The following is a 1,393-nucleotide window of genomic DNA, read 5'->3' as shown; positions in this document are numbered from 1 at the left end:
TCGAGACGTTCCTGGGCAACGGAGCGCCCAGCACTGCGCTGGCTAACGCGCTGGCCAACGGCAAGGCGAGCAAGGCCGTACAGCACACGGTCGAAGGCTCGGGCGTGAGCTACACGCTGAGCTGGGACGCGAGTGGCAACCTCACCATCACCGAGGCGCGCTTCGGCAAGAGCGTGGTGTACCAGGTGGGGCAGGTGGCTGCCGCAGGCCTGAGCGCGGACTCCACCGTCGGTGCGGTGCAGGACTTCGTCGGCGCACTGCCGGCCACAGCGCTGAAGAGCAGCAGCTGGACGCTGGTGGGCAGCAACGGCCGCACGTACAGCGCGATGCAGTCGGCTGCGGGCGACATGACGCTGACGGTGAGCGGCTTCGACAAGACCGAGGTGCTGCAACTGGCGCAGTCGGTGGCAGTGGCCGCCGGTGGCCTGGACACGGTCGCCGAGATCGAGACGTTCCTGGGCAACGGAGCGCCCAGCACTGCGCTGGCTAACGCGCTGGCCAACGGCAAGGCGAGCAAGGCCGTGCAGCACACGGTCGAAGGCTCGGGCGTGAGCTACACGCTGAGCTGGGACGCGAGTGGCAACCTCACCATCACCGAAGCGCGCTTCGGCAAGAGCGTGGTGTACCAGGTGGGGCAGGCTGACGCTGCAGCGCTGAGCGCGAGCTCGAGCGCCACGGACGTGCAGAACTTCGTCAATGCACTGCCGGCCACCGCGCTGAAGAGCAGCAGCTGGACGCTGGTGGGCAGCAACGGGCGCACGTACAGCGCGGTGCAGTCGGCCGCGGGCGACGTGACGCTCACGGTGAGCGGCTTCGACAAGACCGAGGTGCTGCAGCTGGCGCAGTCGGTGGCCACCGCCGCTGGTGGCCTGGACACGGTTGCCGAAATCGAGACCTTCCTGGGCAGCGCCAACCTGACCGCCGCACTTGCCAACGGCAAGGCGAGCAAGGCCGTACAGCATTCGGTCGAAGGCTCGGGCGTGAGCTACACGCTGAGCTGGGACGCGAGTGGCAACCTCACCATCACCGAAGCGCGCTTCGGCAAGAGCGTGGTGTACCAGGTGGGGCAGGCTGACGCTGCAGCGCTGAGCGCGAGCTCGAGCGCCACGGACGTGCAGAACTTCGTCAATGCACTGCCGGCCACCGCGCTGAAGAGCAGCAGCTGGACGCTGGTGGGCAGCAACGGGCGCACGTACAGCGCGGTGCAGTCGGCCGCGGGCGACGTGACGCTCACGGTGAGCGGCTTCGACAAGACCGAGGTGCTGCAGCTGGCGCAGTCGGTGGCCACCGCCGCTGGTGGCCTGGACACGGTTGCCGAAATCGAGACCTTCCTGGGCAGCGCCAACCTGACCGCCGCACTTGCCAACGGCAAGGCGAGCAAGGCCGTACAGCA

1 protein-coding gene is annotated in these 1,393 nt (G+C 68.3%); it reads left to right on the top strand.

What is annotated here, in order from left to right; translation table 11 throughout:
* On the top strand, window positions 1–1,393 hold a 1,393-nt coding region (locus tag P1K89_RS33265; RefSeq protein ID WP_284620827.1), incomplete at both ends, for a hypothetical protein.

The organism is Aquabacterium humicola (assembly GCF_030167915.1).
GTDB lineage: Bacteria > Pseudomonadota > Gammaproteobacteria > Burkholderiales > Burkholderiaceae_C > Pseudaquabacterium > Pseudaquabacterium humicola.
This window is presented reverse-complemented; position numbering and strand designations above follow the sequence as displayed.